The following is a 7,419-nucleotide window of genomic DNA, read 5'->3' on the forward strand; positions in this document are numbered from 1 at the left end:
TTTTCGGCCCGCCAGACTGCAGCGCCCGCGCCATTGGTCAGCAGCTCAGGTCGCCCCAGATGATCGCCGTGCGCATAGTAGAACTGCCCGTTCCTGGCAATGCCCAGCAGTTCGCCACCCAGCCAGAGGTAGTTGGTCGCGGTGCTGCCGGCTTCATGGATCAACTGTCCTCCTGGCCCGTACACATAGCGCGTACTGGTGCCCGCGCTGGTCTTCAGCGCACGCTGGTTGAAGCCATTGCTGAGGTAGCTGCCTGCTTGGCTGCCGTTGACGCTGACGCTGTTGAGCCGGTTGAAGCCGTCGTATCCGTAAGCGCGCGAACCGTCCCAACGCGTTTCGCTGCTCAGATTGCCTACAGCGTCATAGCCAAAGCTGCGCGACTGCCCGCCGCCAATGCTGCTCAGCCGGTTGCTGCTCGCTTCCATGTTGTAGCTCAGGACAGCACCCGCCCGATCGCTGCTGGTGCGGTTGCCCAGGGCGTCCCAGCCAAAGCCCTGTCCGTCGCCGCTGCGGTTGACGGTCTTGACGCGGTCGTTCGGATCGTAGGCCAGCGTGGCCGTCAGGGCCGGGAACTGGTTGTCGCTCAGCTGGCTGATGGTGTCATTGTTGGCCCAGCTGTAGCTCAGGCTATGAATGCCGGGGCTTGCCAGCTGAGTGATGCGGCCATCGCTATCCAAAGTGATCAGGCGCGCCAGGCCATTGCCCAGCCGCCAGGCATAGGGTCGATCCGTGGCGGGTTGGTAAAGAAAGCTGTCCGCCACGGTGAAGCTGGCTTGCCCGTTGACCGAGGCGCTGACACTGGCGAGGCGGCCATAGCTGCCATAGCCGTAGCTCACACTCAGGCCGCTTGGGTTGCTCATGCCGATGATGCGCCCCAGAGCGTCGAAGGTCCAACCGGTGGTGTAGCTCTGGCCGCTGATGGTGTTGACCTGCTGCACCAGTTGGCCGGCGGCGTTGTAGCTGTAGCTGCTGCTGCCCGAGCCGTCCGTCAGGCTGGTCATTCGGCCGATACCGTTAGGGCCGGCGTCGTAGCCAAAAGTCTCGGTCTGGCCGCTGCTGGTACGCGTCAACATGCGGCCGAGCTTGTCCCAGGTGTAGCTGATCACGAGGCCATTGGCACGGGTTTCGGTTTCCCGACGGCCCCAGGCATCGACGGTGTAGCTGGTGAGGCCGGCGTCAGGGCTGGTCTGGCTGAGTGTGTCGCCGAAACCGTTGTAGGTGTAGCTGGTGCGCAGATTACGCGGGTCATCCACATAGTCCAACTGGCCCTGCGCGCCGTAGTGATAGCGGGTGCTGCCACCATCGGGAGCCGTGACCAGTGTGATGCGATCTTGCTCGTCGTAGGTGTAGCGCGTGGTGTGACCGGCTGCATCCGCAATGGATTCCAAATTGCCGTTGACGTCGTAGCCGTAGGTGAGCAGTTGGCCGTTGTTGCCGACGCGCTTCCACGGACGGCCCAGACTGTCACGCACCGTCCGGCCGAGGAACTCGCCGGCCGCATTTGCCACGGGCGTGCTGCCGCTGAGTGAAGGCGTGCGGCGGTCGGAATGAATGCTGACGGTGTTGCTGGCGATGTCGAGGTCAAGTTTGACGAATTCGCTCAGTCCGTTACCCAGTTCGGTGACACGCGTCGCGGCGTTGAATTTGCGGCGCTCGACACGACCGTCCGGATGGGTGACGGTTTCGACCTGGCCGTTGGCGTGGTAGCTGAAGCTGGTCGTACGGTCGCCTGTGGGTAAGCGCCGGATCGCGCTCAGCAGTTCGCCTCGGACGTTGTAGGCCAGGTCAGTGGCCTGACCGTTGGCATCCACGACGCGCCCCGGCAGGCCCAGGCCGTTGTAGCCGCTGTAGCTCATTTGCTGCCCCAATGCATTGGTGGCGCTGGTGAGGTTGCCAAGCGCATCGTAGGCAAGCGTGCTGTCGACGATGTTGTTGCCACCGGGCACGACCCTGGTGATGGTCTTGCTGGCTAGCAGGTTGGAGTTGTTGGCGTGGAAGGTGTAGGCGTAAAGGGTCTGGCGCTGCTGGCCGGTAGCTAGGTCGGTGACGGTGATGCTGGCCGGCCGGTTGTCCCAGGTGTAGGTGTAGGCGATCTTGGCGTACGCCACGCCGCTTGAGGTCTTGTAGACGCTTTCGCTGAGGTTCTCGCCGGTCCAGCTGTGGCTCGTCTTCAAGGCTGCGGCCGTGCCCTGGGCAGTAGTGGATTCAGTCAGTCGACCACTGGAGTCGTACTGCAGGTCGGTGACGATGCCACGCCAATCAACCGTCTTGTCCACATAACCGAGTCCGTCATAGCTCACACTGGCCAGGGCGGCCGCGCAACTGGTGGTGCCGGCACGCGACGTCGACGTGAGTTTCTTGGTACCGCCCAGGGTGACGAACTCGTAGGTCGTGGATTGGCCGGCCTGGTCCGTCACCGTGGTGCTGGTGGCGCCGTATACAAAGGTGTCGCGCGCTTCGCCACCGGCCAGGCCACTCTCTTTGACGCGACCATCGGGATAGTAAAGGTAGGTGCTGTAGCGCACGCCGTTGATGGACTTGCCGGTGAGCCGCCCGCCGTTGACCGCGTCCTCATAGTGATAGGTCCGCGTCGGAGCGCCTACACCGGGCGCGGTGACCGTGGTGAGTACGCCCGAGGGGTTGTAGCCATAGCTCCAAACTTGTCCGGACGGGTCGGTAACGGTGCTGACGCGTGTGCCGTTCCAGCCGAAGTTGACGCTCTGGCCGACGGCGTTGGTGATCTTGGTCAACTGCGTCGGATTTGTCGTCGAGTAGGTCAGCGTGGCAGAAGCCGGGCCGGCTGCGATGTTTGTCAGCAGGCCTGTGGCCGAGTAGCGGTAGGACCGACCATTGCGAACCAGGATCCATATCTTTGAAACGGGCTGGTAAGTGACATAGGCCAAGGGCGCAGCTTTGTCTTCGGCGAAGACCACGGGCTCTTCACCGGCACTTAGGGACATGCGTTGATCGGCCGGGAACTGCAGTGCGACAAGGCGCTGGACCTGCTCCGCAGCAGCCCGGTTGAAGGCTGCGGTCCCGTTGGGGCGATAGGTCGTGCGCGCGCCATCGCTGAGTTCGATAGTGACCGCTGTGGGCACACATGACTGGTTGGGACTGCATGTCGGGCGCGTGACCGCCAGGGGCTTGAAGTCCAGGCTGGACTGCCAGCGCGGGCCGAACAAGGTGCCCGTGCCGTACTGGCTGCGGTAGGTTCGGGTGAGCGAGATGCCCGACAGACCGACGGCTTTGAAATCGGGTTCGGTGAGCCATTTCTCACCGGAGGCGATGGCCACCGGCTTGTTGGTCGTGGCACAACGGTCAGGGTCGGAATCGCCTTCTGTCTTGGGCTGTTTCACACCTGCACCCGGGGCAAAACCCGAGTTGCCCTCGCCAATCCTGGGTATATAGACCGGCGCGGCAGCATTCTGTGCTGCGATGATCTGCCCTTCGTTCCGGATGCTTTGGCCGGGCACTTCCGTTCTTTCAAGCTTTTCGACCAGCGCTTGGGAAAGAACTTCCTGCAAGCTGTCCGCTTTTTGGGGCAGCGTTGGACCAACGCCAGCATGGACAGCCAGCGCCGACATGAGCAGCAAGACGCCAGAAATACAGCGCACTCGACGCAAGTCATTTCCTAAAGATCGAATAGACATCTCCTCATTCATGAGGCGCCAAACCCCATGCATTCAACCTCGCAATGAACCAATCATGAGCGCGCAACTAACCATCCATATACGCGTCCACAAATCAACAAAACCTACCACACGCTCATGATGATTGGATCGCTCCCGCTAAGAAAACGTGGACGCTATACCGCACACCGTCGATGGGCTCGCCGCCGATCCGGCCGCCATTGACGGCGCATTCATAGTGATAGATTGAGGCTACCCACCGGTGTCTCTGCACCATGCACGGTGAGCCTGGTGCGCGTTGTCGCTCTATGGGCTGCCTTGACTCTGGGCCCACGGCAGCAAAGAGTCGTGCGCGCGGGAACAGGCCGCGCAGCGACGGTGGCACTTGAACATATTGATCCTCCCTATTGCTCAGTTCTTCTGACTTTTGTTCTGAGCGAGGCGCTTAGTTTGGAGGTTATTTATAAGAATCCAGTAGGTGCTTTCCCGCGCCGCCCTGCGTGTTGAGGAAGGACTCACCATGCGACTTTTTACGCTTCGCCCGCGCCCAGCAGCCCGTATTTGCGGATCTTGTCGCTGAGCGTGGTCTTGGGCGTACGCAGGGCCTGGGCGCTGCGCGCGATATTGCCGCCCTGGCGACGCAGCTCCTCGCGTATCAGGCTGCGCTCGAAGTCCTCCACCGTTTCGGCCAGCGAGAGCGCGCTGGCGGGCGCCGCCGCGGCCTCCCCGGGCAGCTCGGCCAGCACATCGCTGCGCACGCCCAGCACCAGGCAGTCGGCCACATTGCGCAGCTCGCGCACATTGCCGGGCCAGCCATGGGCCATCAGCAGGCGCAGCTGGGCCGCGCTGACGGCGGGCACGGCCAGGCCGTAGCGGCTGGCCGCCAGCAGCATGAAATGCTCCAGCAGCAGCGGGATGTCCTCGCGCCGCTCGCGCAGCGGCGGCAGATCGATGCTGACCACCTTGAGCCGGTAGTAGAGGTCGCTGCGGAAGCTGCCCTGCTGGGCGCGCTGCAGCAAATCGTCCTTGCTGGCCGCCACCACGCGGCAGTCCACCGGGATGCGCTGGTTGGAACCCAGGCGTTCGATCTGGCGCTCCTGCAGCACGCGCAGAAGCTTGATCTGCACGCCCATCGGCATGCTCTCGACCTCGTCAAGGAAAAGCGTGCCGCCGTTGGCATGCTCGATCTTGCCGATGCGACGTTTCTGCGCGCCGGTGAAGGCGCCGGGCTCATGGCCGAACAGTTCGCTGTCGAGCAGGCTTTCGGGCAGGCCGCCGCAGTTCAGCGCCACCAGGGGCGCCTGGCGCCGGCCCGAGAGCTCGTGCAGGGCCTGGGCCACCAACTCCTTGCCGCTGCCGGTCTCGCCGCGTATCAGTACGTCCACCGCCGACGGGGCCACGCGCGCGACCAGCTGGCGCACCGCCTCGATCTGCGGCGAGCGCCCCACCAGCTTGCCCGCCACGCCCTCGCGCAGCGCCAGCGCCTGGCGCAGGCTGAGCACTTCCAGCGTCAGGCGCCGCTTCTCCAGCGCGCGCCGCACCACCTCCACCAGATGCTCGGGCGAGAAGGGCTTGGGAATGAAGTCGTAGGCGCCGCTGCGCATCGCCTCCACCGCCAGGCTCACATCGCCATGGCCGGTGATCATGATGACGGGCAGCTCGGCATCGAGCTCGCGGCAATGGCGCAGCAGCGCCAGGCCATCGGCGCCGGGCAGGCGCATATCGGTCACCACCACGCCGGCAAAGCCGGCGGCCAGCAGGGGCCGCGCCTGCTCCACCGAGCCCAGCGCCTGCACGCGCAGGCCGGCCAGCTGCAGCGCCTGCACGCAGCCCAGCTGCATATGCAGGTCGTCTTCAATCAGCAGGACGGAGAGTTCGAGGCTCATGTGGAAGTGTCAAGCGGAAGATGGCGCCACCATCGGGATGGTTGCTGGCCTCCAGTTCGCCACCGCCCTCGCGGGCGATGTCGCGCGAGATCGCCAGCCCCAGGCCCAGGCCCACGCCCGCCGCCTTGGTGGTGAAAAAGGGTTCGAACAAGCGGCCCAGCGTGGCCTCGTCGAGGCCGGGGCCATTGTCACGCACCGCGATCCACACGCCCTCGGCGCTGCTGCCGGCCGTCAGCCAGAGGCGTCGCTCCTCGCGGCCCTGCATGGCGTCGAGGGCATTGCCGATCAGATTGACCAGCACCTGCTCAAGGCGGTTTGGGTCGAACCAGGCCCATAGCTGGCCGGGCTCCAGCTCGCGCTGCAGCGCCACCTGCTGCTGGCGCAGCCGCTGGTCGTAGAGAAACAGCGCATTGGCCAGCGCCTGGCCGACGTCGCAGCGCACCGGCTGCGCGCGGCTCTTGCGCGCAAAGCCCTTGAGCGGCTGGATGATCTGGCCCATCTGATCGGCCAGCCGGGTGAGGATCTCCAGATTGCCCTGCACCGTGGCGAGGTCCTCGCGCCGCATGAATTCCAGCGCATTGCCGGCCAGGGTGCGTATCGCCCCCAGCGGCTGGGTCAGCTCATGGGTGATGCCGGTGGCCAGCTGGCCCAGCGCCGCCATCTTGCCGGCGTGCACCAGCTCGTCCTGGGCCTGGCGCAGGGTGGCCTCGGCCTGCTGGCGTTCGGCCACCTCGCGCTGCAGGCGCCGGTTCGCCTCGGCGAGCACCTGCTGGCGCTGCAGGCGGCGGCGCTGCTGCAGGATCAGGCCCAGCAGCAGCACGCTGCCCACCCCCAGGCCGCCCAGCAACCCCATGCCGAGGGCGCGCTGGCGCACGGGCGCGAGATCGCTGAACATCAGCAGGCGCCAGTCCATGCCGCTGAGCGTGCGTCCCAGCACCAGCATGGGTCGGCCGGCGCCGGCCATGCCCTCGCCCTGGCGCAGGCCATGCGGCAACACGCCCTCCAGCACCTGGCTGTCCTCGTCGATGCGCAGGTCCACGCGCAGCGGGAAGCGCGGCAGACTCTGGCCCGCATACAGGCGCGCGAGCTGCAGGTCGATGCGCTGCTCCAGGCTGGGCTCGGCCAGGCGGGTGTAGCGCCAGGCCGGCTCGGAGGAAAGAATCACCACCTGGTTGGAATCCGCCAGCAGGGCCGGCGAGCCCAGCGTGTCCCAGGCCGCGTTGATGGGCTCCAGGCTGATCTTGATGGCGGCCACGCCGGCCACGCGCGCGCCATCGTGGATGGGGTGCGAGACGAAGTAGCCGGGGCGGCCGTCGCGCGCGTCGATGGCGAAATGCCGGCCCACGCGGCCCGACAGGGCTTCCAGGAAGAAGGGCCGGAAGGCCAGGTCCTCGCCCTGCATGCCGGCATCGCTGCTGGCCAGCACCAGGCCGCGCTCGTTGAGCACGAACACGCTCAGGCTGCCCAGGTGCGCGTTGAGGCGGCGCACATAGAGATCGGCGGCGGCCTGGCGCGCCGCCGACTGCGGCTCGCGCAGCAGGGCCAGCACCTCGGGGCTCAGCTGCACGGTGGCGGGCGTAGCCTCGTGGCGCTGGATCACGCCCTCGACCGCGGCGGCAAACAGCTCCAGCTGGTGATTCGCCTCGCGCCGCAGCGCCTCGCTGCCCTGGCGCTCGCTGGCGTCAAACGCCAGCCAGCCGGCGCCGAGCACCGCGACCAGCGCGAGCAAGGCCAGGGTCAGGCCTTGCCAGGATGGGCGGCGCGGCTTCATTCATTCATTCATTCAATGGTTGAGGATCTTGGCCAGGAAGTCCTTGGCGCGCGGCGAGCGCGCATCGGGCTGGCCGAAGAACTCGTCGCGCGTGCAGTCCTCGACGATTCTGCCAGCGTCCATGAAGATCACG

At 65.7% G+C, this 7,419-nt stretch carries 3 protein-coding genes and 1 pseudogene; all 4 read right to left on the reverse strand.

The window, feature by feature from the left end:
* The coding region (locus tag WG898_RS24875; protein ID WP_339605474.1) for a DUF6531 domain-containing protein at window positions 1-3,662 on the reverse strand (3,662 nt) is incomplete at its 3' end.
* Between the two features lie 497 nt (window positions 3,663-4,159).
* Window positions 4,160-5,515, reverse strand: a complete 1,356-nt coding sequence (locus WG898_RS24880; RefSeq protein WP_339605475.1) for a sigma-54-dependent transcriptional regulator — start codon at window positions 5,513-5,515, stop codon at window positions 4,160-4,162.
* A complete protein-coding gene (locus WG898_RS24885) occupies window positions 5,484-7,286 on the reverse strand; it encodes a sensor histidine kinase (protein ID WP_339605476.1) in 1,803 nt (600 codons plus the stop codon). Before WG898_RS24885 ends, WG898_RS24880 begins: the two co-directional genes overlap by 32 nt.
* 12 nt (window positions 7,287-7,298) lie before the next feature.
* Window positions 7,299-7,419: pseudogene (locus WG898_RS24890) on the reverse strand (amino acid ABC transporter ATP-binding protein); the annotation flags it as partial.

The sequence above is a fragment of the Paucibacter soli genome, assembly GCF_037482845.1.
GTDB lineage: Bacteria > Pseudomonadota > Gammaproteobacteria > Burkholderiales > Burkholderiaceae_C > Paucibacter_B > Paucibacter_B soli.

Bases quoted from the DNA above. Each gene is read 5' to 3' on its own strand.
- WG898_RS24880 (WP_339605475.1), bottom strand. From the start codon at position 5,515: ATGAGCCTCGAACTCTCCGTCCTGCTGATTGAAGACGACCTGCATATG.
- WG898_RS24885 (WP_339605476.1), bottom strand. From the start codon at position 7,286: ATGAAGCCGCGCCGCCCATCCTGGCAAGGCCTGACCCTGGCCTTGCTC.